This window comes from Marinobacter sp. (assembly GCF_040882185.1).
Taxonomy (GTDB): domain Bacteria; phylum Pseudomonadota; class Gammaproteobacteria; order Pseudomonadales; family Oleiphilaceae; genus Marinobacter.
The window spans coordinates 269,396-295,298 of sequence record NZ_JBBEBW010000020.1; the positions used below are offsets into that span (position 1 = coordinate 269,396).

The 25,903-nt window shown below is 55.3% G+C and carries 26 protein-coding genes and 1 tRNA gene; 5 read left to right on the forward strand and 22 right to left on the reverse strand.

Features of this window, described 5'->3' with window-relative positions; genetic code table 11:
- Window positions 1-248: 248 nt before the first annotated feature.
- From rplI to rnr, 6 genes are all read right to left on the reverse strand, one after another.
- Entirely contained in the window at window positions 249-695 is a 447-nt protein-coding gene (gene rplI, locus WEB64_RS11960; protein ID WP_368058313.1) for a 50S ribosomal protein L9, read from the reverse strand.
- Window positions 696-714: 19 nt separating this feature from the next.
- A complete protein-coding gene (locus WEB64_RS11965) occupies window positions 715-1,581 on the reverse strand; it encodes a hypothetical protein (protein ID WP_368058311.1) in 867 nt (288 codons plus the stop codon).
- Between the two features lie 29 nt (window positions 1,582-1,610).
- Complete coding sequence (gene rpsR, locus WEB64_RS11970) at window positions 1,611-1,841, reverse strand: 30S ribosomal protein S18 (RefSeq protein ID WP_368058309.1); 231 nt, start codon at window positions 1,839-1,841, stop codon at window positions 1,611-1,613.
- 28 nt (window positions 1,842-1,869) lie between these two features.
- Window positions 1,870-2,292: a 30S ribosomal protein S6 gene (gene rpsF / locus WEB64_RS11975; protein WP_368058307.1), complete on the reverse strand. Its 423-nt coding sequence runs from the start codon at window positions 2,290-2,292 to the stop codon at window positions 1,870-1,872.
- A 187-nt stretch (window positions 2,293-2,479) separates the two neighbouring features.
- A complete protein-coding gene (gene rlmB / locus WEB64_RS11980; RefSeq protein ID WP_368058305.1) occupies window positions 2,480-3,217 on the reverse strand; it encodes a 23S rRNA (guanosine(2251)-2'-O)-methyltransferase RlmB in 738 nt (245 codons plus the stop codon).
- Between the two features lie 3 nt (window positions 3,218-3,220).
- Complete coding sequence (gene rnr / locus WEB64_RS11985) at window positions 3,221-5,764, reverse strand: ribonuclease R (protein WP_368058303.1); 2,544 nt, start codon at window positions 5,762-5,764, stop codon at window positions 3,221-3,223.
- Window positions 5,765-6,023: 259 nt separating this feature from the next.
- Here rnr and WEB64_RS11990 point away from each other — a divergent pair.
- Window positions 6,024-6,110: transfer RNA gene (locus tag WEB64_RS11990), tRNA-Leu, on the forward strand.
- Window positions 6,111-6,194: 84 nt separating this feature from the next.
- Here WEB64_RS11990 and WEB64_RS11995 read toward each other — a convergent pair.
- From WEB64_RS11995 to mpl, 3 genes are all read right to left on the reverse strand, one after another.
- Complete coding sequence (locus tag WEB64_RS11995) at window positions 6,195-7,334, reverse strand: acyl-CoA dehydrogenase family protein (protein ID WP_368058301.1); 1,140 nt, start codon at window positions 7,332-7,334, stop codon at window positions 6,195-6,197.
- Between the two features lie 114 nt (window positions 7,335-7,448).
- On the reverse strand, window positions 7,449-8,105 hold the full coding sequence (locus WEB64_RS12000) for a flavin prenyltransferase UbiX (RefSeq protein WP_368058299.1): 657 nt from the start codon (window positions 8,103-8,105) through the stop codon (window positions 7,449-7,451).
- Window positions 8,098-9,483, reverse strand: a complete 1,386-nt coding sequence (mpl, locus tag WEB64_RS12005) for a UDP-N-acetylmuramate:L-alanyl-gamma-D-glutamyl-meso-diaminopimelate ligase (protein ID WP_368058297.1) — start codon at window positions 9,481-9,483, stop codon at window positions 8,098-8,100. Before mpl ends, WEB64_RS12000 begins: the two co-directional genes overlap by 8 nt.
- A gap of 156 nt (window positions 9,484-9,639) precedes the next feature.
- On the opposite strand from mpl, the gene WEB64_RS12010 reads away from it, so the two are divergent.
- A complete protein-coding gene (locus tag WEB64_RS12010) occupies window positions 9,640-10,902 on the forward strand; it encodes a 6-phosphofructokinase (protein ID WP_368058295.1) in 1,263 nt (420 codons plus the stop codon).
- 86 nt (window positions 10,903-10,988) lie between these two features.
- Here WEB64_RS12010 and WEB64_RS12015 read toward each other — a convergent pair whose 3' ends face one another.
- On the reverse strand, window positions 10,989-11,243 hold the full coding sequence (locus WEB64_RS12015) for a GrxA family glutaredoxin (protein ID WP_368058293.1): 255 nt from the start codon (window positions 11,241-11,243) through the stop codon (window positions 10,989-10,991).
- Window positions 11,244-11,623: 380 nt separating this feature from the next.
- On the opposite strand from WEB64_RS12015, the gene WEB64_RS12020 reads away from it, so the two are divergent.
- A complete protein-coding gene (locus WEB64_RS12020) occupies window positions 11,624-12,058 on the forward strand; it encodes a YqaA family protein (RefSeq protein WP_368058291.1) in 435 nt (144 codons plus the stop codon).
- Window positions 12,059-12,111: 53 nt separating this feature from the next.
- On the opposite strand, the gene WEB64_RS12025 is transcribed toward WEB64_RS12020, so the two are convergent.
- The 12 genes from WEB64_RS12025 to WEB64_RS12080 form a co-directional block, all read right to left on the reverse strand.
- Complete coding sequence (locus WEB64_RS12025) at window positions 12,112-13,518, reverse strand: ABC1 kinase family protein (protein WP_368058289.1); 1,407 nt, start codon at window positions 13,516-13,518, stop codon at window positions 12,112-12,114.
- A gap of 104 nt (window positions 13,519-13,622) precedes the next feature.
- A complete protein-coding gene (gene lipB, locus WEB64_RS12030; protein ID WP_368058287.1) occupies window positions 13,623-14,258 on the reverse strand; it encodes a lipoyl(octanoyl) transferase LipB in 636 nt (211 codons plus the stop codon).
- Window positions 14,259-14,263: 5 nt separating this feature from the next.
- Window positions 14,264-14,533 (reverse strand): YbeD family protein, encoded by a 270-nt coding sequence (locus WEB64_RS12035; protein ID WP_368065643.1) that lies wholly within the window; start codon window positions 14,531-14,533, stop codon window positions 14,264-14,266.
- Between the two features lie 23 nt (window positions 14,534-14,556).
- On the reverse strand, window positions 14,557-15,702 hold the full coding sequence (locus WEB64_RS12040; RefSeq protein WP_368058283.1) for a D-alanyl-D-alanine carboxypeptidase family protein: 1,146 nt from the start codon (window positions 15,700-15,702) through the stop codon (window positions 14,557-14,559).
- A gap of 84 nt (window positions 15,703-15,786) precedes the next feature.
- Entirely contained in the window at window positions 15,787-16,656 is an 870-nt protein-coding gene (locus tag WEB64_RS12045) for a septal ring lytic transglycosylase RlpA family protein (protein ID WP_368058281.1), read from the reverse strand.
- Complete coding sequence (mltB, locus tag WEB64_RS12050) at window positions 16,653-17,681, reverse strand: lytic murein transglycosylase B (protein ID WP_368058279.1); 1,029 nt, start codon at window positions 17,679-17,681, stop codon at window positions 16,653-16,655. The genes WEB64_RS12045 and mltB overlap by 4 nt, the downstream gene beginning before the upstream one ends.
- 143 nt (window positions 17,682-17,824) lie before the next feature.
- On the reverse strand, window positions 17,825-18,940 hold the full coding sequence (gene rodA, locus WEB64_RS12055) for a rod shape-determining protein RodA (RefSeq protein ID WP_368058345.1): 1,116 nt from the start codon (window positions 18,938-18,940) through the stop codon (window positions 17,825-17,827).
- A 26-nt stretch (window positions 18,941-18,966) separates the two neighbouring features.
- The gene (gene mrdA / locus WEB64_RS12060) at window positions 18,967-20,859 is read right to left on the reverse strand and encodes a penicillin-binding protein 2 (protein WP_368058277.1); all 1,893 of its coding nucleotides are present in this window, start codon (window positions 20,857-20,859) and stop codon (window positions 18,967-18,969) included.
- A 9-nt stretch (window positions 20,860-20,868) separates the two neighbouring features.
- The gene (rlmH, locus tag WEB64_RS12065) at window positions 20,869-21,339 is read right to left on the reverse strand and encodes a 23S rRNA (pseudouridine(1915)-N(3))-methyltransferase RlmH (RefSeq protein ID WP_368058275.1); all 471 of its coding nucleotides are present in this window, start codon (window positions 21,337-21,339) and stop codon (window positions 20,869-20,871) included.
- A 2-nt stretch (window positions 21,340-21,341) separates the two neighbouring features.
- Window positions 21,342-21,692, reverse strand: a complete 351-nt coding sequence (rsfS, locus tag WEB64_RS12070) for a ribosome silencing factor (RefSeq protein ID WP_368058273.1) — start codon at window positions 21,690-21,692, stop codon at window positions 21,342-21,344.
- 119 nt (window positions 21,693-21,811) lie between these two features.
- Complete coding sequence (gene nadD, locus WEB64_RS12075; RefSeq protein WP_368058271.1) at window positions 21,812-22,459, reverse strand: nicotinate-nucleotide adenylyltransferase; 648 nt, start codon at window positions 22,457-22,459, stop codon at window positions 21,812-21,814.
- A gap of 6 nt (window positions 22,460-22,465) precedes the next feature.
- A complete protein-coding gene (locus tag WEB64_RS12080) occupies window positions 22,466-23,722 on the reverse strand; it encodes a glutamate-5-semialdehyde dehydrogenase (RefSeq protein WP_368058269.1) in 1,257 nt (418 codons plus the stop codon).
- A gap of 185 nt (window positions 23,723-23,907) precedes the next feature.
- Here WEB64_RS12080 and WEB64_RS12085 point away from each other — a divergent pair, with 185 nt between their 5' ends.
- Entirely contained in the window at window positions 23,908-24,909 is a 1,002-nt protein-coding gene (locus WEB64_RS12085; protein WP_368058267.1) for a GGDEF domain-containing protein, read from the forward strand.
- 1 nt (window position 24,910) lies between these two features.
- Window positions 24,911-25,903: a GGDEF domain-containing protein gene (locus WEB64_RS12090; RefSeq protein ID WP_368058265.1), complete on the forward strand. Its 993-nt coding sequence runs from the start codon at window positions 24,911-24,913 to the stop codon at window positions 25,901-25,903.

Below are 25,903 nucleotides of genomic sequence, written 5' to 3' on the forward strand. Positions count from 1 at the left end.
ACTTCTTCAGTGAGGTGTCTGCCATGCCAGATCGTGAGGCCGGTTTGGCCGGGACGATCACTTGAAGGTGTAAGCATATCAGAAAGCAACAAGCCCGGAAGCCGCTCTCGCGGACCGGGCTCGTCAGTGACACCGGAATACAAACTTATACCCGTTCGCAAGCCGTTGCTCACTCAGTGCAGTTGATAGCTCAGGCCCCTCAAAACCGGGGTTTTCGGAGCGCCAGGCATCATCGCACGTGTTGCAGTTTACTCAGCAACAACCGACAGCTTGATCTCGACTACAACGTCAGAGTGCAGCTGCAGCTCAATGTCGTATTCGCCAATCGAACGTAGCGGGCCTTCCGGCAAACGTACTTCGCTCTTCTCGACTTCCGTGCCACTGGTGCTGACAGCATCAGCAATGTCACGAACACCGATAGAACCGAACAGTTTGCCTTCATCGCCAGCTTTGGAGCTGATGGTGAAGGAAGCGCCTTCAAGGGCTTCAGCGCGTGCCTTGGCAGAAACCAACTTGTCAGCTGCTGTTTTTTCCAGCTCCGCCCGACGCTCTTCGAACGCCTTCAGATTGGCCTCGGTTGCCGGTACGGCGATACCATAAGGCATCAGGTAGTTACGACCGTAACCAGCCTTGACCTTGACCTTGTCACCCAGGGTACCCAGGTTTGCTACTTTTTCGAGCAGAATAACTTCCATCTCGTTAACCTCTTATGCTTTATTCGGCTGGTTTCGAAGGCTTTATTCGCCCCCGGATATCCAGCCAGCTATCCACAAATGCCACAATTAGCAACAGCAACAACAGACTCGGCCCCAACAACAGCATCGCTATGTAGAACATAACCAACCACTGTTTGCTCAACCCCTTGCGTCCGACAACCCCGTGTACCAGGGCCACTGCCGCAATGATGGGCGGTAAACCCGCTACCCAGGCCACCAGCAAGGAGTTCAACCCCAGTACAGGCCCGGCAAACATCGCGACGATACACATCGTCGCCACCGGCCCGGACAACCGCAGCGCATGGAATTCCTTGCGGAACCCGCCAGGGTTATATAACCCTGCCTGCCAGCTTCGGGCGACCATGGTGAGCACAACTCCGGCGACCAGAAAGGTGCCTGCCATGCTTGCGTTCATAGTCTGCCGGATCACCGGCTCCAGCTGGGCGCCCATTTCCCGGGCGACCTCTGCGTTGTACTGCTGGTAGAACGACACTCCGGTCTGAATCAGTTGTTCCAGCAGCCCCGGATACAGGACTGGCAAGAGCAAACCGAAAATCAATGCCAGCGCGCTTCCCGATAGCAGTGCTTTTTGCCAGGACTGGGAAGTTCTCAGAACCGCGGCCATGAGCGCGACTTCGAGCAGTACCGCCAGAGCGGTCGGGTCTTGTCCGAACCAGCTCCAGCCAAGTGCCGGAAGCAATGCCCACAGACCAATGCTCAAACCCTGGCGCAGCCCCAGTCTCAGAATGACCAGGCCAATAACTGCGGCGCCAATCCAGAACAGCAAGGGTACTGCCGTCGTAAATGCTGCAACCCCTGCTGCCTGCATGGGACCGCGCATTACAAACTGTGCCAATGCACGCATGGTCCCGAATCCTGTTGTTACTTAGTTACTTAGTTGTCGTGACCATCCGAGTAAGGCAGCAGTGCCAGGTAGCGAGCGCGTTTGATCGCGGACGACAGTTGGCGCTGGTACCGTGCCTTGGTGCCGGTGATACGGCTGGGCACGATTTTGCCAGTTTCAGTAACGTAACCTTTCAAGACTTCAAGATCTTTGTAATCGATCTCTTTTACGCCTTCCGCGGTAAAGCGGCAAAACTTGCGACGTCTAAAAAAACGAGCCATGAATTAACTCCTCAACTCCGGTGGTGGATTACTCTTCTTCGTCCTGGGTGTCATCTTCCGCCTGGTTACGATCGTCAGCTTCCGCTGCACGACGTGGGCGTTCTTCACCGCCAGAACGACGATCTTCCCGAGACTCGGAGGCCTTCATCGGGGACATCTCAGTATCCGCACTTTCACGACGAATAATCAGATCACGTATGATCGCGTCATTGAAACGGAAGTTGTGAGTCAGCTCGTCCATCGCTGCCTGCGAACATTCAACGTTCATCAGGACGTAATGAGCTTTGTGGATCTTGTTGATCGGGTAGGCCAGATGACGACGGCCCCAATCTTCAAGGCGATGTACCTGGCCGCCATCTTCACCGATGACACCAGTATAACGCTCGATCATCGCGGGCACTTGCTCGCTCTGATCAGGGTGTACCATAAATACGATTTCGTAGTGACGCATGAGTTCTCCCTACGGTTTATGCAGCTTCCCCGGGGGTGCCCGGACAAAGCAAGGAGGTGGTAGTGCTCGCTGGCAGCTACCGCTTTTTCTGTTTTATCAACAGGGCGTCGGATGCAAGAAACGAATTCCAGACAATAAGTCGCCACCCCCAAAAAGGGGGACACGCATTCTAAGCGTCGATGGAGGACTATGCAAGCCTTTGACGCAGGGCCTCATAGAGGCAGACGCCCGTCGCCACCGAGACATTGAGGCTATCAACGTGGCCCTGCATGGGGATATTGATCAGCAGGTCACAGTGCTCACGGGTGAGCCTCCGCATACCCTTGCCCTCGGCCCCCATTACCAGCGCCACAGGGCCGGTAAAATCAGCCTGGTAAAGCGTGGTTGCCGATTCCCCGGCAGTGCCTATCAGCCAGACACCTTCATCCTGTAGTGAACGAAGGAACCGGGCGAGGTTTGTCACCCGCACCAGCGGTACCGTTTCTGCAGCACCGCTGGCAACCTTACGAGCAGTAGGTGTGAGTGCCGCAGATTTATCTTTCGGCACAATCACCGCCTGCACGCCAACAGCATCGGCGGTGCGCAAGCACGCTCCCAGATTATGGGGATCCGTAACGCCATCAAGCACAAGCAGAAATGGCGGCGTCCCGCCTGCCGACAACTGCGTCATCAGGTCGGTCTCAGTCCACTCCTTGCTTTCCCCCACCTGGGCAACAACACCCTGATGCACACCGGCGACCCTGGCATCCAGTTCCCGCCGGTGAACCACCTGCCAGGGAACTCCGAGTTCATCCAGTGCCTCGCTGATTTGCTGCACCCGGCGATCCTGCCGACCAGTCTGAATCCAGACTCGCTGGAGGCGATTGGATTCCCGCTTCAGAACTGCTTCTACTGCATGCCAGCCAAAGACGAATTCATCCGCCACAGCTTACTTCCCTGCTTTCGGTGATTTAGAAGCACCACCCGTTTTTCTGGACCGACCTCCGGATTTTGGCTTGGCGCCTGGAGCTGACTTTTCGCCACCTCCGGCAGCGCCTTTCGCTGCTTCCTGGGACAGGCGTTCCTTTGCGGAAACCGGCTTGCCACCTCGCCCACCGGATTTTTTGGCGCCGGAACGCTCGCCGCGAGCGCCGGATTTACCACGGCTCTCGCCGCCGCGAGCCTTATCCTTCTTGGGCCCTCGATCTTTCACTTTCAATGCATCTCTATCTGCCTGTCGGCGCGGCGGCTCACTTACCAGCTCCAGATCAATCTTGCGATCCTCCAGGCCAACGCGAACAACCTTTACACGCACCTTATCGCCCAGACGGAAGCTGATTGCCGTCCGCTCCCCGATCAGCCGGTGCTTGGCTGCATCGTGGTGGAAATAATCACCACTGAGCGTGGACACATGAACCAGGCCTTCTATATAGACGCCACTAAGCTCAACAAAGAAACCAAAGGGCACCACGGCGGCAATGACGCCATCATACTCTTCGCCGACTTGTTCCTTCAGGTATTCACACTTGAGCCAGGCTTCAACATCGCGGGTGGCATCGTCGGCACGACGTTCTGCCATGGAACAATGCTCGCCAAATTTCACCATACTGGCCAGATCGTAGGGATACTTGCCAAGCTCGGCATCTGAACTGTCGGGCCGGATAACCGTGTCCGTCTTCTTACCGCCGTGGATGATCGATTTGATGCCACGGTGAACAATCAGGTCCGGATAACGACGGATGGGAGACGTGAAGTGAGCGTAGCTGCCAAAGCCGAGGCCGAAGTGGCCACTCTCCTCGGGGCTGTATACCGCCTGACTGAGAGATCGCAGCATTACAGTCTGGATGACATTGGCATCCGGACGCTCCTTAATACTCGATAACAGCTTCTGGTAATCCGCGGAAGTCGGCTTCTCCCCCCCGGTCAACTGCAGGCCAAGCTCGCCCAGGAACAGGCGAAGCGCACTGAGCCGCTCGGCTGACGGTCCATCGTGAACCCGGTACAGCGACGGGATCTTGTGTTTTTTCAGGAACCGCGCAGTCGCCACGTTAGCGCAGAGCATGCACTCTTCGACAATCTTGTGAGCGTCGTTGCGATAGACCGGAATGATTTCTTCGATCTTGCGGGTGGCGTCAAAAATGATCCGGGTTTCCGTCGTTTCAAAATCAATAGCACCACGCTCGGTGCGCGCCTTGCGAAATACCTTATAGGCGTCATAAAGCACTTCGAGGTGAGGCAATACATTAGCGTATTGCTCACGGAGCTGCTGCCCTGGCTCGGAGTCCGGACGCTCCAGAATGTCACTCACCTTGTTGTAAGTCAGACGGGCATGACTGTGCATGACAGCCTGATAAAAGGTGTAACTGCTGATTCGGCCAGCAGAGCTGATGGTCATGTCCGCCACCATACATAGACGGTCTGTGCCGGGGTTCAGCGAACACAGGCCATTGGACAACTTTTCCGGCAGCATGGGCACAACGTGATCTGGGAAATACACCGAGGTACTGCGATTGATGGCTTCCTCGTCCAGCGGCGTTCCTGGCCGGACATAGTGCGAGACATCAGCAATAGCCACAACCAGCCGAAATCCACCCCGCGGGCGACGCTCGCAGAAAATCGCATCGTCAAAGTCCCTGGCGGTTTCATCGTCGATGGTCACCAATGGCATCCCGCGCAGATCGACCCGGTTGGCCTTGTCGGTCTCGGTGACCTCTGCCGGAATAGCAGCTGCCTGTTCACCAGCCGCGGGCGGCCAGCTGTGGGGAATATCATAGGAGCGTATTGCTACGTCTATTTCCATACCCGGAGCCATATGGTCACCAAGCACTTCGACGATCTTGCCTGTCGGCTTCGTACGAGCAGTCGGCTGGCGCACAATATCCACCACTACGTACTGGCCATGATAGGCCTCGCCACACTGGTCTTCCGGAATCAGGACCTCATGGTTAATTCGGGCGTTCTCCGGTACCACAAACGAGATACCGCTTTCCCTGAACAATCTCCCGACTGTTTGTTGGGTACGGTGTTCGAGTACTTCTACAATAACGCCTTCCCGACGACCGCGATCATCCGTACTATCGACACGGGCGGCTACCCTGTCGCCATGGAATACCAGCTTCATCTGGCGGGCGCTCAGAAACAGGTCGGAGCCCTCACCGTCAGGCACCAGAAAACCAAACCCGTCGCGATGTCCGACCACACGGCCCGTCACCAGATCCGCTTCATCGATAGGGAGATAGGCGCCACGGCGGTTACAGATCGCCTGCCCGTCCCTGCACATTGCGATTAAACGTCTGCGCAGGGCTTCAATGCCCTCAGGGCTATGCTGTCCCAATTCTTCACACAAGGTTTCGTGAGTTGCGGGAGCTCCTCGCTCTCGCAGATGCTCCAGAATAAACTCGCGGCTTTGAATGGGGTTATCGTAATTCTGCGCCTCACGCTTGGCGTGAGGATCCTGATCTACTTTTGTTTGCTTCTTTTTTCTGAAAAACATTCCGTCTTATGCCTTTTTGCCGCAGGGCACATCATTGTGCGGGCGGCGCTATGAGTGTAAACGGAGTATAACGTCCTGAGTACGAAGGTGCCTAACAAGGTGGCACAATCACCTACTAAAAAAACGTTTGACAGCGATTTTCCGAATGATTAAAGTACGCGCCACTGGTTTAGGCGCTTGCCTTAACCGACTGCAGAACCTTCCCTATATCAGTGATCTAATGCAGATCATCGAAACACACGAAGGCTGTTAGTCACCTGCCGAGGTGGCGAAATTGGTAGACGCGCTAGCTTCAGGTGCTAGTAGGGGCAACCCTGTGGAGGTTCAAGTCCTCTCCTCGGCACCATTTCCTTCCCCAGGAAATGGCTTTTGACCACTTCGTTTTAAACCCCCGAAAGTCACAGCTCAAGAAAGCTACAAGCGCTAATTTCTAAAACGAGCGCGCCACGATCTCTTTCATGATTTCATTGGTACCAGCATAAATGCGCTGAACCCGTGAGTCAGCCCAGGCCCGGGCGATGGGGTACTCCCACATATAACCGTAGCCACCGTGCAACTGGACGCACTCGTCCATGACCTTGCATTGCAGATCGGTGGTGAGCTGTTTCAGCATGGCCGCAGTGGGAATATCCAGCTTGCGATCAAGATGCAACTCCAGACAGCGATCGGTGAACACCCGCGCCGCGGTAATCTCCGCTTTCATTTCTGCCATTTTGAACCGGGTATTCTGGAAAGCAATGACCGGCTTGCCAAAGGCCTTGCGGTCTTTGACGTAATCCAGCGTCCAGCCCCAGGCGGCTTCTGCCGCGGCCACGGCTGTCAGAGCAACCTGCAAACGCTCAGCAGGCAGTTCCTGCATGAGCTGGATAAAACCCTGGCCTTCACGGCCACCGAGCAGATGGGTTTCCGGTATCTTCACATCCTGAAAGAAAAGCTCAGAAGTATCCTGGGCTTTCATGCCAACCTTGTTCAGGTTCTGACCCTTTTCGAAACCGTCCCAGGCCGACTCCACCAGAAACAGACTGGTGCCCTTGGCCCCTTCCTTGGGCTCTGTCTTCGCCACTACAATCACCAGATCTGCCATCTGCCCATTGGTGATAAAGGTTTTCGAGCCATTGAGGATGTAGTGATCGCCCTGTTTGATGGCATTGCTTTTTACGCCCTGCAGGTCAGACCCGGCGCCAGGCTCGGTCATCGCTATTGCGCCGATCATTTCACCGGTCGCAAGCTGCGGAAGATAGTGCTTCTTCTGCTCTTCCGAACCGTAATTCAGAATATAGGGCGCGACAATATCGGAATGCAAAGTCCAGCCAATGCCTGACAGCCCCGCCCGCGATACTTCTTCCATAATCACCGCGCTGTATCGGAAATCCGCACCAACACCGCCGTACTCTTCCGGTAACATCGGGCAGAGGAAGCCTAACGCACCCGCTTTCTCCCAAAGTTCTCGGCTGACCTGGCCGTCTTTTTCCCATTGGGCATGATGAGGAGCCGCTTCCTGTTCGAGAAAACGGCGGACGGAATCCCTGAAACCATCAAGGTCGGCGTCGAAGAGTATGCGTGGAATCATGATGAACCTCTGTGGGTGACTGTGTTTTCGTTGTCGTCCCCAGAGTCTCGACGGGTAGCCGGTTTTGCTCAATGGTGAAAAGCATCATTTGCAGTAGCCAAAACCAACCAATCGTCAGTCGTGAGCGATTTTCCGGGCTACCCGGTCCTCCCCCCACCGTGGCATCAGGTCTTGCGAGAGCCCCAAATGGTCCAGAAGACGGGCCACAATAAAGTCCACCAGGTCTTCAATACGCTCCGGTTTGTGATAAAACCCGGGACTGGCTGGAATTATCGTGGCGCCCATTCGGGTCAGGCGCAGCATATTGTCGAGGTGGATCTCGGAATACGGCGCTTCCCGGGGCACCAGAATAAGCGGGCGCCGTTCTTTAAGGGCTACATCGCCCGCTCGTTCGATAAGATTATTACTGGCACCGGTCGCCAACGCCGAAAGGGTGCCTGTACTGCAGGGACACACGACCATTGGGGCCTTGATCCCGGAACCGGAGGCCGGTGGCGCAAACCAGTCTTCCCGCCCGAATACCAATAATTGGCCAGGCCGGGCGCCGTAAAGATCCGTGAGGGTCGCTTGCATCGCCTTCGCCGAACCGGGCAACTTCAGCTCGGTTTCGGTTGCAATAACAACCTGGGCTGCTCGGCTGATCATCACATGCACGCGACACCCGGCCGCGACCAGACATTCAAGCAGGCGAAGGCCATATTGAGCACCGGAAGCGCCAGTGAGTGCAAGGTTGACGGTCTGCTTGAAATCGTCGGCACAGTGCTCAGCCAAAGGTGCGCTCCAATTCGGAAATCAGTTTTTGGTGGATGCCGCCAAACCCCCCGTTGCTCATGATGACGATATGGCAGGGTTGGGTCAGCTCGTCGACCACTCTGGCCACCAGACGTTGTACGCTGGACTCAAGAATATGACGCTCTTTATCGAGACCCCGCTGTTGGTCAATCAGGGCGGGGAGCCATGTCATCTTGTTAAGGTTAGCCCAGATCACACGGTCTGCCTGATCCGTACTGGGTAGCAAGGTATCCTGGTGCACCCCCTGCTGCATGGTGTTGGACCGCGGCTCGATCAAGGCGATGATGGTGTCCTCCCCGACCTTGTTCCGCAATCCATCAAGTGTGGTGGCAATAGCGGTAGGGTGATGGGCAAAATCGTCGTATACCTTCACGCCGCCAATATCCGCCAGCAACTCCATACGGCGCTTGACCCCGGAGAAATGACACAACGCCGTAACTGCGTGGTCAGGCGTCACCCCCACGTGGCGCGCCGCCGCAATGGCAGCGAGCGCATTGCGCACGTTGTGCAGCCCGGTTTGAGTCCATTTCAGGGTCGCCACCGGTTGTTCATGGTGAATCACGACAAACTGACTGCCGTCATCAGCGAGCAGTTCCGCACGCCAATCGGCAGTGTCAACCTCACCGCCAATGGATGTGGATTGCACCTGGCTCCAGCATCCGAGCTCAAGGGCTCTGTCCAGGTGCGTATCCCGGGCCGGACGCACGATCAAACCGTTGGATGGCACGGTTCTGACAAGATGGTGAAACTGACGTTCGATGGCTTCGACATTATCAAAAATGTCGGCGTGATCGAATTCAAGGTTGTTGAGGATAACTGTGTGGGGGCGGTAGTGTACAAACTTTGACCGCTTGTCGAAAAAAGCGCTGTCGTATTCATCCGCCTCGATGACAAAAAAATCACTGGAACCTAACCGGGCAGAAACCGGGAAATCACAGGGCACGCCACCGACCAGGTAACCAGGGTCAAAACCGGCCTGATCCAGTATCCACAGCAACATGGATGTGGTTGTCGTTTTACCGTGGGTACCCGCAACCGCCAGCACCCAACGCTTACGTAAAACTTCCCGGGCGAGCCATTCAGGACCAGACATGTAGTCTATATTCCGGTTGAGCACCGCTTCGACTTCGGGATTGCCCCGGGACATGGCGTTGCCAATCAGCACCAAGTCAGGAGCAGGCTCGAGGTGAGCCGGGTCATACCCCTGCATGAGCTCGATACCTTGAGCCTCCAACTGGGTACTCATGGGTGGATAGACGCCCTGGTCTGAACCGGTTACTTCATGGCCAAGCTGGCGTGCCAGCACAGCGAGACTGCCCATAAAGGTGCCACAAATCCCTAATATATGAATGCGCATTCTTGACCTGTCCCGCTACTACTAATTGGTGCCAAGCGTCGGCTATACAGGCTATGACGTCAAGGGTATTTTGGTTGCCCGGAGGTCATGAAAAATGCCGTCAATTGGCGTATTATGCCGGGCACGAGTTCAATCAGCAGGAGGCACCAGCCCAAGATGGCCATCAAGAATGCGTTTTATGCCCAATCCGGTGGCGTAACCGCCGTCATTAACGCAAGCGCAGCAGGCGTTATCCAGACTGCCCGCAAGCATCCCGATAAAATTGGTACTGTGTATGCGGGTCGCAATGGCATTATTGGCGCGCTCAGGGAAGAACTGATCGACACCAGCGAAGAAACCAACGAAACCATCGACGCCCTGATTCATACCCCCGGTGGAGCATTTGGCTCCTGCCGCTACAAACTCAAGAATTTCACCGAAAATCGTCGGGAATACGAGCGCCTGATCGAAGTATTCCAGGCCCATGATATCGGTTATTTCTTCTACAATGGTGGCGGTGACTCTCAGGATACTGCCTATAAAGTATCTCAACTCGCTGATCGTATGGGCTACCCGATCACCTGCATCGGGGTTCCGAAAACCGTCGATAACGACCTGCCCTTCACCGATTGCTGCCCGGGATTTGGCTCGGTCGCCAAATACGTGGCTACCTCTATTCTCGAAGCCAGCCTGGACATCCGCTCAATGTGTGAGTCATCCACCAAAGTTTTCATAATGGAGGTTATGGGGCGTCACGCTGGCTGGATTGCCGCGTCCGGGGGTCTGGCAGGACAAGGCGAAGGTGAGCCACCGCACATTATCCTGTTTCCGGAAATTCCCTTTGACCGCGATACCTTCCTGAAACGCGTTGAGCACTGCGTCACTGAGTATGGCTATTGCGTGATTGTGACCTCTGAGGGAGCGCAGTATGAAGATGGCCGCTTCCTGGCCGATGCCGGCAACAAGGATGCCTTTGGCCATACTCAGCTTGGCGGCGTTGCACCCGCACTGGCGAACATGGTGAAGCAGGCTCTGGGTTACAAGTATCATTGGGCGGTGGCGGACTACCTGCAACGTTCGGCACGACACATTGCGTCTGCCACAGATGTGGAACAGGCCTACGCCGTTGGTAAAGCGGCGGTAGAGATGGCTCTGGCCGGTAAACAGGCGGTTATGCCCATTATTGTGCGTGAGCAGAGTCGGCCCTACCGCTGGCGAATTGGTGAAGCTCCGCTAAGTGAAGTGGCGAACCAGGAAAAGAAAATGCCCATCCACTTTATCAGCGACGACGGCTTTGCCATCACCCAGGATTGCCGTGACTACCTGGAGCCGCTGATTGCCGGGGAGAGTTTTCCACCATTCGACAACGGCCTGCCCCGAGTCGCACACATCAAAGGCGTTCTCGCGGAGAAAAAGTTGAAGCTGGGCTTTGAGGTCTGAGAGGTCAAACAGTAACTGGCCAATAAAAAGGCGCCCCCTCAGAGAACGGGCGCCTTTTTATTGGTTCTTGATAATTTTGCCAGTCATTATTGGGTCGTTGCGGTTTCACTTTGCTCCACATACCGGGAAAACTGATCGAACCCGCCAATGTGTTCCTGACCCACAAAAATCTGGGGAACCGTCTCAACAGGTTTGCCAATGGTCTTTCCAAGATCACTTTTGCTTATGCTCTCTTCTACAATATCGACATAACGGAACGGAATACCTTTAATCTCACACAACTCTCTGGCACGCACGCAAAAGCCACAACTTGAGCGGCCAAAAATCGTTACACGTTCCATAACAGGACTCCCCAACATTCAATCAGTGTAAGCAACGTCAATCACTGTCCCCGTCTTTGCTATTGAGAACGCTTCCATAGTGACAGGGCTACTTTCGAAATCAAACAGCACTGTTCAAATGTTTCCTATAGCGAAAAGCAATCAATTCTCATCAGGAGTTAACTAGTGTCCCGCCGTTGCATTCAGGCGCTCAACCACCATAATCTGTACCATTTTACGGCTATCTGTTGTCATGCGCTCTTCCAGCTGGGCTGGGCTGGAATGATCGTGCTGAGCCCCATCAGCAGGAGCAGTACGTAGAGTTTTACTTTCAGGGACAATGTTTTCATCAGCGGGCAGGCCTGTTGATTTGAAAGGATTTTAATCTTTCGGAGCTGCATTTGGAGTACTTAAGTCTTTTTCTGACAGCCTTTGCGGCAGCGACGGTTTTACCGGCGTATTCGGAAGTCTTGCTGGGCGGCATGGCCACTCAGGGCTACCCCATCGAATGGCTCTGGTTCTGGGCAACCCTTGGCAACACCCTTGGCTCGGTTGTTAATGGGGTTATCGGCAGGCAAGTGGAGCGCTTCAAGAATAAACGCTGGTTTCCGATTACGGATAAGCAGTTGGAGAGTGCCCAGGTGCGGTTCAACCGTTTTGGCCAGTGGTCGCTCCTGATGGGATGGTTGCCCATCGGTGGCGATGCCCTGACCCTGATAGGCGGAATTATGAGAGTACCCTGGCTTAACTTTGTGATCCTGGTGGCTATCGGTAAGGGCGCCCGTTACGCCGTGGTGCTCTGGCTGGTACTGGAGGCCTCAGCCACGATGGGCTGAGGGGCTCTGTGGGCTGAGGGGCTCTGTGGGCTGAGGCTCTGGTTCTCAATCGTTCAGGCATCCGGTGCACCGTACAGGTAGCGCCGAAGCATGTCTTCACCATTAAACTCGGCATTCAACACCGCAATAAACGTGTACACCCCGATCAGTTTGCGATTCAGGAATACGAACTCCTTGGGAGGCACCCTGAAGTAGCGGCTGATAGCCGAGCGTGCAGCTTGCCGGGCTACCCGGGAAGGCAAGTCACTCTGCTTCCAACGATACTGTCCATGCTCATTGACAGCATTTGGCGGCCATTGGTCGGCGTCTTCCGCAAGGGGTTCAAGCACGGACATACAGACTTCACCAAATCGTTTGAGTATGTCGTCGGGCCAGTCGGCGCTCATGAAACGCAGTTCTACGCCACCTTCTATGACAGCTTCGAGGTCACCTTCGTAGGAGGCCCGGATCATCCTTATCACCGGCTCGAGAAAGCTTTCGGGGTAACTTTGCACTGCCCCGAAGTCGAGCAGAACGATCTGATCCCGTTCATGAGTATTGCCGGGCTCACCGGCGATACGAATGCGATAATTTCCAAAGTTGGGATCCGTCTGCATCTCTCCCCACTCGAACAGTTCCCTGAAGAACAGTTCCAGTGCTGCACGCCCCAGCTCACTGCGGCGATCGAGCGAAAGTTCCTTTACCGCCACCGAACTGACCGAATGGCCAGGTTCATAGGTCGAAGCGATAATATGATCCGTCGAATATTCAGGCAGCACCCGCGGCACGACAAATCTGGAATCGCCATCCAGCATCTGACGGAACTTTTCAGTGGTTTTGGCCTCCAGATGATAATCCACCTCCCGATGCATCATCTGTCTTACCTCTTCAAGCCAGTCCTTGAATTCCGGGCCAAACGAAACCAGGCGCGCGATACGCAATAGCTGGGCCACTGAATCCAGGTCGCTATCTACCGCATCAGCGACACCCGGATACTGCACCTTGAGCACCAGTTCGAGATCATCACTGCGACGCCGGGCGCGATGAACCTGACCAAGAGACGCTGCACCGATGGGGTCGGGGTCAACATCAAGCTCGCCGAAACGTTGCTCCCCCAACTCGTCCTTGAGCACTCGTTCAATGGCGGTCCATTCCAGTGAAGTGGTCTGATCTTCCAGAGTGTGTAGCGCTTCAGTTACTTCTTCCGGTAAAAAATGCTCGCCATACAGCGCCATAACCTGGCCGATCTTGACGACACTACCTTTAAGTTTTCCCAGTTCGTCTACCAGAAATTCGGCCTGACTCGAGAGCATCTTTCGGTGACGATCCTCCCGGTGATCCTTGCTGCCGAACCAGTTGGTCGCCATATGGGATGCCACACGGGTACCTGCAAAAAGCCCTGCGCGAGTCAGGGTCAGTCTTCGCTCAAAACTGCCGGTTTTAATACGGGCTACGGAATTTCTTGGGCGTTTGGAGGCCATCAATACCTTTCCGGATTCGGGAATTTCAGCTTTACAGCATTATACGGCTACATAGCGTTGCACGGTCACGTTTGCACCGCAACCACATCTGCACCATAACCACTTCAGTACGTAAGGCGGTCTGCGGGGCTGTAGCCGAGTCGTGATGCCAGCTCATCGGTCAGGCCAGCGGCCAATTCGGTCACCGTAGCGCCGGGAGCAAAATCCTGTACCTGACTCATCGCCAGACCGGCGTAGCCACAAGGGTTAATACGCGCAAACGGCTCCATATCCATGGCAACATTCAACGCCAGACCGTGAAAAGAGCAACCACGGCGAACCCGCAACCCGAGTGAGGCTATTTTCGAATCGCCGACGTATACACCGGGCGCGTCCGGACGGGGAGCTGCGTCGATGCCCTGGTAAGCCAGAACCCTCACCAATGATTGCTCAATCAGGTCCACAAGCGATCTGATACCCGTTTTTGACCGACTGAGGTCAATCATCAGGTAGACCACCAACTGGCCAGGGCCGTGGTAAGTCACCTGACCACCGCGATCCACCTGAACGACCGGTATATTCCCCGGCGCAAGAATATGTTCAGGTTTGCCCGCCTGGCCCTGGGTGTATACCGGCGGGTGTTCCACGCACCAGAGTTCGTCTGGTGTTTCCGGTCCCCGGGAGGCTGTCAGGTCTTTCATGGCCTGCCAGGTTTCGAGGTAAGGCTGCACCCCCAGCGTCCGGATAATCAACTTGGGCACAGGGTTCACAGCACCATATGAACGCGACCGCTCGCCTTGAGCTCTTCAAACAGGGCTTGGAGCTGAGGCTCTCCAGTAGCTACGATTTTCAGGCTGACGGAGCAAAAACGGCCTTTGCTACTGTCATTGACGGTAATATCTCCATCTGAGATACCGGGGGCATGCCCCTCAACCACAGACACGACAAACTCGATAAAGTCTGGCGCAGCGTCACCAATGACCTTGATCACGTAATCACAGGGAAATTCGATTTTTGGCGGTGTCGGTTCACTCACAACCGTTGACTCCTGCTCTGCCATTAAAATAATTGGACGAAGAATAGCCTGATTGCATCCCAAATACGCTTGAAAAAACCGCCTTCCTGAACGCCCTCGAGCGCAAGAATAGGCTCATCTACCAGAACGTCTCCATCCAGCGATACCTTGACCCTACCCAGTTCCTGACCCATCTCGATTGGCGCCTTGATGACGTTGTCCACATCCACCACGGACTCAAGCGATGATTTCGAGCCCCTTGGGATGGTGACAAACACCTCGTCTTTCACACCGAGTTTAATATGGTCCGACTGGCCACCCCAAATCTGACTGTCGAGCAACTTCTGACCTGCACTGAAAAGTCGCTCACTGGTGTAGTAACGAAAACCATAATTGAGCATCTTCTGAATTTCCTGAGCGCGGGCATTCGGACTGTCTGTTTTCATGACCACTGCAATAAAGCGGGTATCTTCACGTTGAGCAGAAGCGACGAGGCAATAGCCCGCCTCTTCGGTATGGCCGGTTTTGAGCCCGTCAACCGTAGGGTCACGCCACAACAGCGTGTTGCGGTTGGGCTGCCGGATATTATTGAAGGTGAAATTCTTTTCCGAGTAGAGCGGATAATTTTCCGGATAATCATTGATGATGGCTTTTGCCAGCAGCGCAAGATCGTAAGCTGAAGAGTATTGCTCCGGCGAAGGCAGGCCGGTGGCATTAACGAATTGAGTATCCTTCATGCCCAATAGTTGAGCCTGCTGATTCATCACATCGGCAAATGCGCTTTCGCTGCCCGCAACGAACTCCGCGAGTGCCACGCTGGCGTCGTTACCCGACTGGATAATTACGCCTTTCAAAAGGTCTTCCACCGATACCTGCGTCCCTTCTTTGACAAAGGTGCGTGAGCCACCGGTACGCCAGGCATTGACGCTGATGGGCACCATATCGGTCAGGGCAATTCGCCCTTCGTCCAGCTCTCTCTCGACGATATAGGCTGTCATCATCTTGGTCAGGCTGGCAGGGGGAAGGCGCTCGTGGCTATTCCCTTCAATCAGTATTTTGCCGCTGAATGGGTCCATCAGAACAAAGGAACCCGCCCCAATAGACGGCGGTGAAGGAATCAGGACCGATTGCGCCACGGCGCTGCCAACCGTGAACGAGAGAAGCAGTACTGCAATGATGTGTCTGAACATAGAAGTTGCCATGAGTGCTTTCAGTATCATTAGATGTATTTCAGTATCGGTCCATCGCATTGATGAACAGTCCAATACCGGGTATTAGCGAGAATCTGTCAGGACAATAGCCTGGTCAAACCCACGACTCGCCAGCGCTTGTTGTTCACGCTTTGCTTCATCCGCGTTTCCAAACGGACCCACCTGTACACGATGAAACGAACCGGTTGCGGTTTCCACCTTGCGCACCCGGACCGACTTTCCGGTCTGCTGACGTACTTTATCCCGCAATCCATCCGCCGGGTTGCGTTGGCTGAACGAGCCCAACTGCACGTATAGCGCTTCTCCGGGTTCCGTGGTTTGCTCTGCCACCGCAACGGGCGTCTCTACCTGAGGATAGCGCTCGCCCGCCAGGCTCATGCCGCCATCCGGGCGAACCGTTATGGCCGCCACTTCCACGCGGGCGGTTCCCCTGGACTGATACCCGAGTTTTTTTGCCGCTGCGTACGAAAGGTCAATTAACCGGTCCCCGTGAAAAGGGCCTCGGTCATTCACCCTTACGACCACGGATCGACCATTATCCAGATTCGTTACGCGAGCGTAACCCGGTATTGGAAACGATTTATGAGCCGCCGACATGGTGTACATGTCAAACGTTTCGCCGTTAGATGTTTTATGACCGTGAAATTTCTCACCGTACCAACTGGCAATACCCCGCTCGACATAACCATCAGCCGACGGCATCACCTGATACTGTTTGCCCCAAACGGTATAAGGCGACTTGTTGCCCGCTTTGCGAGGGGCTTCATAACGTGGCCGGGCATCTTCGAGACCACTCACATCGAAGCTCCCAGACGGCGCCCGGTCCTGACTTATGGTGTATCGGGAAGAATGGTCCGTCTCCTTGGGAGCAGAGCTGCAACCAGCAAGTACCAGCAATGTCAGCGCGGCACAAAGTGACTTATGACTCGTCATGATGACTCCTCATGAAGACTCCGCAGTGCATCAGACAATTCGAGAACCGCCATGCCGTATAGATGACTGTGATTATAGCGAGTAATAACGTAGAAGTTCTTATAGGTCAGCCATAACTGCGGTTCGTCTTCACCTTGCAGAAGAATGGCGCGGGCAGGCTCATCGTCAGACACTCCAGCCTCCGGCGAAAGCCCGGCCGTGCGATAGTCTGAAACCGTTCTGGACGGCTTCAGACCCGTCGTCAATAACGCAGAATTTGCATCCAGGGCACCAGCATCCCTGATCTGTTCCGCCACCGGGGCGCCACTGCCCCAGCCATGTCGGGCGAAATAATTAGCTACACTGCCAATGGCATCCACCGGGTTAGTCAGAAGATCGGCAACTTTGTCACCATCAAAATCAATCGCGTAATGACGGTAGCTGCTTGAGATGAACTGACCGTAGCCCATGGCTCCCGCGTAGGAGCCTTTCACTTCTAACGGATCAAAGTCCTGTTCCCGGGTCATCAGAAAAAACTCGCCCAGCTCACGACGGAAAAAAGTACTTCGGGGCGGGTAATCGAACGCTAGTGTCGCCAGCGCATCCAGCACTCTGTGACTCCCGAGGTAACGACCATATCGGGTTTCAACCCCGATAATTGCCGCGATAATATATTTCGAGACGCCGAACTCATTCTCTGCACGCTCGAACGCTTCCGGATATTTATCCAGGAACGCTACGCCATCCTTTATCTGCTCATCACGTATGAATATTCTTCGGTATTCATGCCATTCGAGAGTTTTCTCGGCAGGGGTGCTGATGGACTTCAGGATGCCGTCCTGTCGTTCAGCCTGGCCAAGCCAACGGGTCAGCTCAGCGCGCTCAAACCCATGTTCATCGGATAAGGCCTGAATGAAAGTCTTACCTGCCCGGGATTCCGCATAATTGCTTTCTGATACCCCCTCGGCTGACACCTGCCCCCCGACGACGAACAATAAGATGCCCGCAGAACACAGGAAGAATCGACTGACCGGCTGCATATTCATGGAAACCCTTTTGCAAAATCATTTCTGAGGATTGCTAACAATTACCTGTGAACACAGGGCACGCAGAATGCCGAGGAGACTATCATGCTGCGTTTGACATTCACCATGGGTTCGCGACCAACCTAACCAAAAAGTAACCCGCGCTAAGCGGCGATCATACGCCTATGGGTGTGGATCGACATCAGGATACCGAATGCCGCCATCAGTGTGACAATAGAGGTGCCGCCATAACTGATCAGAGGCAACGGCACCCCCACTACTGGTAATAAGCCGCTTACCATGCCCACATTGACAAACACATAAATGAAAAACGTCATACTCAAGGCGCCCGCCAGCAAACGACTAAAGGAATCCTGAGCATTGACGGCAATGTAAAGACAGCGCAAGAGAATGAGGAGGTACAATGACATCAAAGCGAAAATGCCCACAAACCCGAACTCTTCTGCGAGCACGGCCACAATGAAATCGGTGTGACTTTCGGGCAGAAACTCCAGGTGCGACTGCGTTCCCTGCATCCACCCCTTGCCGCTCCAACCTCCGGAGCCAATCGCCGTTTTTGATTGCATGATGTTCCAGCCAGCCCCCAGCGGATCACTCTCCGGGTCCAGCAACGTCAGTACGCGCTGCTTTTGGTAATCACGCATACCGAAAAACCACAGTAACGGGGCCGCAATCGATACCAACACAAAAAAGGCGCTGATTATGCGCCAGCGAATACCGGCAAAAAACACCACGAACAACCCGGCCGCAGCCACCAGCACCGAGGTACCCAAATCCGGCTGTCTCGCGATTAACGCCACCGGAACCAGCACCATCGCCAACGCAAGCGCAACATGAGACAACTTCGGAGGCAGAAAGTGTCGTGAGAGATACCAGGCGACTGTCATTGGCACCACGATTTTCAACAGTTCCGAGGGCTGGAAACGGGGCAAACCCGGCAAGTCCAGCCAACGTTGAGCGCCTTTGGCACCTACGCCGACCAGTATTACCGCTACCAGCGCGAGTACCCCTAAAGCGTATAGCCAGGGCGCCCAACGCCGGTAAACCGACGGGTCCAGCTGGGCAAATACAAACATCACCACGAGCGCGAGCCCTATCCGGACACTTTGCGCCTTAACCAGGGCGATTCGGCCATCACCCCCGCTAAACAACACGATCAAACCAAAACTGAGCAGCACCAACAAAAGTACCAGCAAAAAAGGGTCAATATGCAGAGCTGCCCAAATACTCCGAGCCCCGGAAAGCGGGTGATGAGTCATTGGACGAGTAAAATCGCGCAACCCCATTACTCGCCAGCCTCCGGATTCGATTCCACCAATACTGGCTCATCAGCAGCCGGAAAACCCAGTAACCAGGCATCAAAAATGGCCCGCGCAACCGGTGCAGCCGTTCCGCTACCACTGCCGCCGTTCTCCACAATCACTGCCACCGCTATGGCAGGATCTTCCACGGGGGCGAACCCGATAAACAACGCATGGTCCCTAAGCCGCTCCCGCACCTCTTCCTCATCGTACTCTTCGTCCTCGGCGAGACTGAAAACCTGTGCAGTCCCCGTCTTGCCAGCCATCCGATAGGGTGCATCACCGGCAGCCCCACGCGCCGTGCCCTTGGCACCGTGCATGACCGCCTCCATGGCCTCGATGCCAAATGTCCAGGTGGCTGGGTCTTTCAAGACAATATCTTCCCGCTCCTCACCAAAAAGACCTTCCTCAAAGTCATGATCTCCCAGAATCTCGGCCAGCAGCCGTGGCTGATTCCAGACGCCTCTGTTCGCCAAAACCGCCGTGCCTGTGGCCAATTGCAACGGTGTCGCCAAGTTGAACCCCTGACCGATGCTCATGTTGACAGAATCGCCAGGATACCAGGGCTCATTCCGGTGAGCTCGCTTCCACTCCCGGGAAGGTACCAGGCCGGATAATGCGCCACTGATATCCAGTGAGGTTTCCTCCCCGAAACCAAATTTGCTCAGGTAATCATGCATGACATCAACACCCATGCGCACGCCAGCATCATAGAAATAGATGTCGCAGGATTGTTCCACGGCGTCCTTCAGATTAACCCAACCATGGCCTCCACGCTTCCAGTCACGAAAGCGACGTCCGGTTGGCTTCAACTGAAAATAGCCCGGGTCCCAGATCTCACGGTCCCGGGTGGTGGAGCCACTATCGAGGGCTGCAATCGCCAGCATCGGTTTGATAGTCGATCCCGGGGGGTACTGTCCTCGCAAGGCGCGATTAAACAGCGGTTTGTCCAGCGATTCGTTAAGTTCACGGTAAGCCTCGACACCAATACCGGTGACGAACAAGTTGGCATCAAAGCCGGGTACACTCGCCAGCGCCAGCACACCCCCCGTCTTTGGCTCTATGGCTACGATGGCTCCCCGTCGGCCATCCAGCAAATCATGAGCATATTGCTGGAGACGAATATCAAGGTGCAAACGGATGTCTTCGCCAGGTACCGGACTTTCCCGCTCCAGTACTCTCAACGTTCTGCCCCGGGCATTGGTTTCAACATGCTGATAGCCCACCTTGCCGTGCAGTGCCTGTTCGTAGAAGCGCTCTATACCCGATTTACCAATGTAATTGGTGCCAGCATAGTTGACCGGGTCAATACGCTGAAGTTCATCCCGATTGATCCTGCCAACATATCCGAGGGCATGGGAAGTCAATTCGCTGTAGGGGTAGTATCGAACCAGCTCGGCATTCACCTCAACTCCCGGAAGGTTATGACGGTGGACCGCCATACTCGCGATTTCCTGCTCGGTAAGATCGTAGCGCAGCGGTATTTCCTGGAAGGGTCGGCGGGGTTCAAGCAGCCGGCCACGAAAGCGGTCAAGGTCTTCTTCTGAGATATTCAGAATGGCTTGGAGGTCGCTGAGGGTTTGGGAAATATCGGCGACCCTCTCCGGTACGATGGTGACATTAAAAACCGGACGATTTTCTGCCAACAAGACATCATTACGATCATATATCAGGCCGCGGGTTGGCGCGACGGACTGAACCTGAACACGATTTTTATCGGAGAGCGTGGTGTAGGTATCGTGCTGGACTACCTGCAGGTAATACATGCGGGCCATCAGCAGGCCCATCATGACGAACAGCAATAGCAGAGCCACCAGGGTCCGATGCTGAAAAATACGTCGTTCGGCGACCGTGTCTTTGAACTCGCCCCAAGGCATGGTGTCGTCCTAAGCGCGGTGGTATGGATGATTTCGGGTGATGGACCACGCCCGGTAAAGCTGTTCGGCCAGCACGATCCTGACCAGTGGATGCGGTAACGTCAGCGGCGACAACGACCACATCTGGTCCGCTTGCGCCCGGCAATCGTCTGACAGGCCATCCGGCCCGCCAATCATAAAACTGACATCGCGGCCGTCTTGCTGCCAACTTTCCAGTTGCTTCGCCAACTGCGCCGTGGACCAGGCTTTTCCACCAACTTCAAGCGCAACCAAACGATCACCCTTGCCAGCGGCAGCAAGCACCGACTCGCCCTCACGTTGTACCATGCGAACGATATCGGCGTTTTTTCCACGATGGGCAAGGGCAATTTCTGACAGTTCGACACCGAGCTCGGGAGGCATGCGCTTTGCGTAGTCATTAAACCCCAGCGTTACCCAGTCGGGCATTTTCTGCCCTACGCAAATCAGCCGCAACCGCACCTTTATTCGCTGCCTGCAGCGCCCACACTCGGAGCATCCCGCCACAGCCGCTCAAGATCATAGAACTCACGGGTAGCAGGCATCATCACATGGACAACCACATCACCCAGATCTACAAGAATCCAGTCGCTGACACTTGCGCCCTCAACACTGGACGCGCGAACGCCGTTGTCCTGTGCGTCTGTAACGACGGAGTCTGCCAAGGATTTCACATGCCGGTTGGAGGTACCGGAGGCAACGATCATGTAGTCGGTTACGCTGGTCCGGTCACGCACGTCGATGATACTCACATCTTTAGCTTTCACATTTTCCAGCGCGTTAATAACCACTTCTTTCAATTGCTCTGCCTGCATAATTACCCTGTAACGCGGCCGGCAACTCTGGTTACCGCCCGACAAATTGAGATTCAGCGGCGATTGTAGCACTAAAACATCGATACAGGGCACGCAGAAATAACCGTGGACGGCACCTTTCAATGCTCCCCCGAGCGGGCTCCATAAAGGCTGTTTGAACGAATCGCATCCCAGACCCTGTCTGGCAAAAGGTAACGAGGGGATTGTCCCTGCGCGATGGTGCTCCGGATTGCGGTAGCGGAAATCGATAGCTGAGGCAATTCTACTTCCAACACCAGGCCAGCTGGTTGCAGATGAAGCTGACCTGCTTCAGTGGCACGGCGGGACATCAAGAGCCTGGCTGGCTCGCTCTCCGGGGCGAGAGCCGAATCCGGGCGATTGACCACGATGATATGCGCCAACTCAGGTATCTGTTGCCAGTCCTGCCAGCGGTCAAAGGTTGCAAAGGCATCCGTGCCCACGGCCATCGCCAAGGGCTTTTGCTCACCCAGTTCCGCGCGCAGCTGGCGCAGCGTATCGGCCGTGAAGGACTGCCCGTCGCGGACCAGTTCCCGGTCATCCACTACCAACCCGGGTTCTCCATAGATCGCCAGTTTCAGTAAATCCAGACGCTCGGAGCTGTCAGCACCAGGACGCTCCCGGTGCGGCGGAATGTGGCACGGTACCAGAGCTACCTGAGTCAACCCCAGCCGTTCCTTGAGCTCGATGGCCAGCCGGAGATGACCATTGTGTACAGGATCAAACGTGCCCCCGAAAATCAGATGCATCGCCGACTACGTCCGCACATGACCGTCGCCAAAGACGACGTATTTCTGGGAGGTCAACCCCTCCAGACCTACCGGGCCGCGGGCGTGAATCTTGTCTGTGGAAATACCGATCTCTGCGCCCAGGCCGTATTCAAACCCGTCCGCAAAGCGAGTCGAGGCATTGACCATGACCGATGCGGAGTCCACTTCCGTGATAAACCTTCTTGCACGGGTATAGTTTTCGGTGACAATGCTGTCGGTATGCTGCGAGCTGTAGTGGTTAATGTGAGCTATGGCGCCATCAAGCCCGCTCACCACACGCACCGCCAGAATCGGCGCAAGATATTCCGTGTGCCAATCGTCTTCCGTGGCAAGAGTCACGCCGGGCAATACCGCCTTTGTTTTCTCACAACCTCGCAGCTCAACCTCTTTAGCCTGGAAGGCCTGGCCTAACAAGGGCAGGAGGTCCTCAGCGATTTCTTCATCAATCAATAGCGTTTCCATAGTGTTACAGGTGCCATATCGATGCGTTTTGGCATTCACTGCAATATTGATTGCCTTTTCAGGGTCGGCGTGACTGTCAATGTAGACGTGACAAATGCCGTCGAGGTGCTTAATGACTGGGACCCGGGCATCACGGCTGATACGCTCGATCAGACTTTTACCACCCCGTGGCACTATGACATCAACATAGTCTGTCATGGTTATCAGCTCACCCACGGCAGACCTGTCTGTTGTCTTGATGACCTGCACCGAGGCGTCGGGCAAGCCAGTCTCCGCTAACCCCTGGGCAATACACTGGGCAATCGCCTGATTGGAATGGATCGCTTCGGACCCACCCCTGAGAATGGCCGCATTACCCGATTTAAGGCAGAGGCTGGCGGCCTCCATGGTCACGTTGGGCCGTGATTCGTAAATAATCCCGATAACGCCCAGTGGCACCCGCATCTTGCCTACCTGAATGCCGGAAGGCCGGTAGGTCATATTGGTGATCTCGCCGATCGGATCTGCCAGCGAAGCAACCTGATGCAGCCCCTCTATCATACCGTCAATTCGCGTAGGGGTGAGCTCGAGCCGGTCCATCATCGCCGCTTCCAGGCCATTTTCACGCCCTTTTTCGAGATCCCTGGAGTTTGCCAGGGCCAATTCATGCCGGGCATCATCCAGCGCCTCTGCCATCGCCAACAACGCACGATTGCGCGTGCTGGTCGCAGAGCGCGCTACCTGCGCCGCGGCTGCACGCGCCTGCTGGCCGACTTCCACCATATAACCTGCAATGTCCATCCCATTACCCTTGCTGAAGTAATCAACGTCAAAATGCAATCAACGTCAAAATAAAGTGCACACTTTACCTTCACGGATTTAAGTACGCACCTCAAGTGTTTATTATACCGCTGCATGACAAGTCACAGCATGGTGGATTTTAGGATACCCTGTGGCAGAACGGATAAAACACGAGGACGGACAGCATGGCCCAGATGGCCGACAAATTTCTGCTCAGTCGCTTTGCCCGCCTAAGCTGCCTGTTATTAGTCGGACTCGCCGTTTACGGAGCCGCCATCTCAAGTTGGCTTGCAGCTGCTGCAGCGTTTCTGGCTGCCGCGCTGGTCTGGACCACACCTGCCATGGATCCTGGTCACGAGCGCACAGTATGGGTAGGCATCAACCGCACTATCGCACTGGCCCTGACGGTCTTTTTGTTAGCGAGTCTCTGGCTCGGCCCTGCCAGCCTGACACATTGGCTCTACGCCGTCCCTCTCATCAGCTTCGCGTTGTTCCCCCTGGCCTGGGCCGTATTGCTGGTGATGCTTGCTATGGTAGCCGTCATGGTAGCGACCCTGATGCCAGAAGCGGGCCCTGCCAGGCACCAGCTTGTAAGCTCACTGATGCTGACCACAGCCATCGCCGGGTTGCTGGTATTCCTGCGCGAGTACAAAACGCGGCAACTCGCTCCGCTACGCCGCACAGATGAGTTGACCCAAGCCGCGAGCCGGGACTACCTGTCCGCGGACCTTCATAAGGAGATACAACGCAGCGAACGGGAGGGCACCGACATGGCCATCATCATGATTGGCCTGGACACACATCTTAATGATTCTGACCTGGATGCTGACATTCGCGCCATATTGCCCAGAATCGGGCGCTTCCTGCACTCCCAATTACGGGACTTCGACAGCTACTACCGCGTCGCCGACCTCCAGTTCCTGATCATTCTGCCAGGCAATACGACGGCAGAATCCGCTGCCAAAGCCGAACAAATCCGCAAAGGGCTCCGGTCACTCCTGATCTCCCATGAACTGGATCTGACCATCAGCGCCGGTATCGCAGGGCTCAACATCGGCGACGACGCTGACAGCTTGCAGCACTCTGCTGCCAACGCCCTGAAACGAGCGCAACAACAGGGTGGCAACCGTGTTCAGTCATACAGTCCCTGGTCCGGCACTGCGATTAAATCAATGGGAGGAGTCTAGCGTGACTGAAACCCGGCTTCGTACCTATACGCACCTTGCGGGCTATGGCCTTGCCACCCTGTTCATCATCGCACTGGCATCCCAAAATCTGCGGTACGGATTCTACGAACTTTTCTACCTGGCCACGGGTCTGGCATTGCTAACCGGCATAGGCGCAGTCTATACCCTGATTTCGCGGCGCCAGCAGCTCAAGGCTCCGGGGCATCTGGTGATACTTGCATTACTGAATGCAGCCATTGTCGCGGCGCTCTTCACTCTCGACCGAGCGGACATCAGCTACTGGTGCCTGCCGACGATATTGCTGAATATGCTGATTCTGCCGTTGCGCCAGGGGCTCATTCTATCGATTGCGGTCATCTTGCTGCTTTGTAGCTACCTGTTTGCCACCCTGCCGATCTCTGAAACCCTGTTAACTACCATGGCGCTGCTGATCGTCCTCAGCGCAGCCTCTCTGTACATATGGCACTACAACCATATGGCTCAGTCAGCCGAGGATCTCGCCATCACGGATCCCGTCACCGGTGCCCACAATGCCCGCTTCCTGAACGAGACCTTGCAGAAGGAAATCAGCCGGGCCAACGTCACTGGTCACTCAGTCTCGGTCATCCTGATCGGCATGGACTACGTGGGAGAGGCGAAGGATCTGCACGGTGAAACCGCCATGCAGAATCTTTCAAGGGAAGTGACCCAGCAGTTGTTCGGTGTGATTCGGGCCGGCGACACACTTTACACGCTGGGGAATGGCGAATTCTTCCTCATCCTTCCTTTTACCCCGGAAGAAGGCGTCCGGGTGATTGCCGAACGCATCCGGCGCACCCTGGCGGAACACCGATGGCCGGTAATCGGACGGCTCACCGTGAGCCTGGGCTGCACTACCCGAATAGCCAGCGATACCCGCAGCGACGCCTTGCGTGGCCGCACCGCGAAAGCACTTCAACAGGCCCGACAACGCGGTCATGACAACATCTGGTACAGCCACGGAGATCGTCACTGA